The 2763-nt window shown below is 35.0% G+C and carries 3 protein-coding genes; 1 reads left to right on the top strand and 2 read right to left on the bottom strand.

Annotation, left to right across the window (positions count from 1 at the left end; translation table 11 throughout):
* A partial coding sequence (gene uvrC, locus VK998_RS05325) for an excinuclease ABC subunit UvrC (RefSeq protein WP_475513928.1) occupies window positions 1–2110 on the bottom strand: 2110 nt, incomplete at its 3' end.
* Between the two features lie 196 nt (window positions 2111–2306).
* Between uvrC and VK998_RS05330 the strand changes: the two genes are divergently transcribed.
* Window positions 2307–2549 (top strand): hypothetical protein, encoded by a 243-nt coding sequence (locus VK998_RS05330; RefSeq protein WP_325226318.1) that lies wholly within the window; start codon window positions 2307–2309, stop codon window positions 2547–2549.
* Here the strand turns inward: VK998_RS05330 and VK998_RS05335 are convergent.
* The coding region (locus VK998_RS05335) for an amidohydrolase family protein (RefSeq protein ID WP_325226320.1) at window positions 2542–2763 on the bottom strand (222 nt) is incomplete at its 5' end. The genes VK998_RS05330 and VK998_RS05335 overlap by 8 nt on opposite strands.

Below are 2763 nucleotides of genomic sequence, written 5' to 3' on the forward strand. Positions count from 1 at the left end.
GCAGGACGGTCTGCACCGTGCCATGCACCAGCGCGGCCAGCGCGACGTGTGGATGCCGGGCGACTTCGATTTGCAGCGCCGCCGTGCGATGGGCGCTCAACCGCTGCGCCAGCCGGTCGGACAGGCTCGCGGCCTTGGGCGCGTCGTAGGCGTCCTCGCCTTCGTCGTTGTCGGCTTCGCCGTCCACGGTGCCGAAATCGCGCCGCAGCTTTTCCAGCGTGCGCAGCGCCTTGGCCTCGGCTTCGCGCAGCAGGCCGCGATGAATGACGGCCTCGCCGTTGCGGTCGATGGTGACGATGGCACCGGCCACCTCGCGCACCTCGGGGGCATAGCCTTGCAAGGCGTCCTCCGCGTCTTGCAGTTCCCCGACCACCTGATCGCGCCGCTGTTCTAGTTTCTCCTCTGATTTGAACATCTTCTTACTCCTTAAACTTCTATGGTATGATATAGCAAATCTATGGGCCTCTTCTTGTATCTTGAAAATCAACCTAAACCCTGCACTGTTTTGATCTAATTTTATTTCTTGATTATTATATATAATACCCCTTGTATTATGGAAATCATCTTTAACTAACCCACAAACAGGTATATCCAAATTCAACTCCTTCAATATCCTTAAAGCCACATTTACTTGTCCCTTTCCTCCATCCATCATTATTAAATCTGGAAAAGTTGAAAAACCCTTCAAGTTAATTTTGTTTTCTTTAATAATCTCTCTTTCTTTTAATCCTCTTATAAATCTTCTTCTTATAATCTCCTCCATACTCTTATAGTCATCAGGAGATGTTACTGTTTGTATTTTAAATCTTCTATAATCACTTTTTTTAGGCCTTGCTTGTTCAAATACAACCATTGAACCTACAGATAAAACCCCAGAAATATTAGAAATATCATAAGCTTCTATTCTATTGGGAAGCTCTGATAATCCCAGTGCCAGTTTCAATTGTTCTAATCCATTTTCCTCTTCTTTTTGTCTTCTTAAAATTTTTTCTCCATGTTGATTTAGCATATCCATTGCATTTTTTCGTACCATTTCCATAAGTTGAGATTTTTCTCCTCTTTTAGGAATCCTTAAAGTTACTTTATTGCCTCTTTTTTCTGTGAGCCATTTTGACATAACTTCAATATCATTAATCTCCTCTTCAATAAATATCTCTTTAGGTACGTAGGCAGTTCCTAAATAAAATTGTTTTATAAAAGAGCTGAGAATTTCTTTCCTATCCTCATTGAACGTATCCAATAATATAAAATGTTCTCTCCCTATTATTTTACCTGATCTTATAAAGAATATCTGAATGCACACTTCATCTATTCCTTTTGCCATACCTATTACATCTTGATCTATTATATTAGAACTTACCATCTTCTGTTTTTCTAGTATAATATTCAAAGAATTTATCTGGTCTCTATATTTAGCAGCATTTTCAAAATCTAAATTTTTAGAGGCCTTTTTCATCTTTTCTTCAATTATTTCAATTAATTTATCTTCTTTACCACTTAAAAACATAATTATTTCATCTATCATTTCCATGTATTTTTCTTCATCCACATTCCCTTGGCAAGGGCCTAAACACCTTCCTATATAGTAATTAAGACAAGGTCTAGTTTTTCTACTTTGCTTTTCAAAATTTTTGTTACAAGTCCTAATAGGGTAAAGGTTTCTGATTATGTCTATAGTGTCATTTACAGCATAAGCACTTGGATAAGGTCCAAAATATTTGGCACCATCTTTTAATACTCTCCTGGTTTTTATTACTCTTGGATATTTTTCATTAGTTGTTACTTTAATATAAGGGTACTGTTTATCATCTCTCAATAATATATTGTATTTAGGTTTATGTTTCTTAATAAGATTGGCTTCTAATATTAAAGCTTCCACTTCATTGTCTACAATTATATATTCAAATTCATAGATATGCTTCACCATTGCATTAACCTTAGGTGGATTATTTCGAGAAGATTGAAAATATTGGCGTACTCTTTTCTTTAATGAAATAGCTTTTCCAACATAAATTATTTCACCATTAGTATCTTTCATTATATATACTCCAGGTTGATCTGGTAACTTCTTCAATTCTTCATCTATATTAAACATTAAATCACCTTTCATTTTAAATACTCTACCATTATAATACCACAACAGATGTTAAAATGATTAAGCAATTCTCCAAAGAGAATTAATTGAATAATCTGACTTTTTTTGTAGTTCTAACGTTTATTTTCTAAAATCCTATGGTAATATATAAATAAGGGGATAGTTTTGTTTCTATTGTAATAAAATAGTAGGGAACAAAGGGGGTTAAAACATGTTTTTTTCTAAAAAATTGAAAATCTTAGATGTAGAAGTTCAAGAATTAGAGGATGAAAAAATCTATCGATGCTTACTAAAAGATAAAAAACGTAATATAATCGATAAGGAGCCAATAGAAATATCTGGTAAAGAACTAAAGTACTTAGCTGAAATGCAAGGTCAAAGATATGGAATGATACGATACAACAATGAACATTTTTATGAAGTAATCGGAGAAAAAGAAAAAGCACCTAATTAGGTGCTTCTTCTTTTGAATAAACTATATCACCATTAATTATAGTATGCATTACTTTAGCATTGGTTTCATAAGCAGGCAAACCCTGGAATAATACAATATCAGCATCTTTGCCTTTTTCTAGAGAACCTATTCTATCATCCACTCCCATTATTTTAGCAGGATTTATTGTAATCATTTTAAATACTCTTTCTAAATCTCCACCTTCTCTTACTAC

Source organism: Schnuerera sp. (assembly GCF_035459645.1).
GTDB lineage: Bacteria > Bacillota > Clostridia > Tissierellales > Tepidimicrobiaceae > Schnuerera.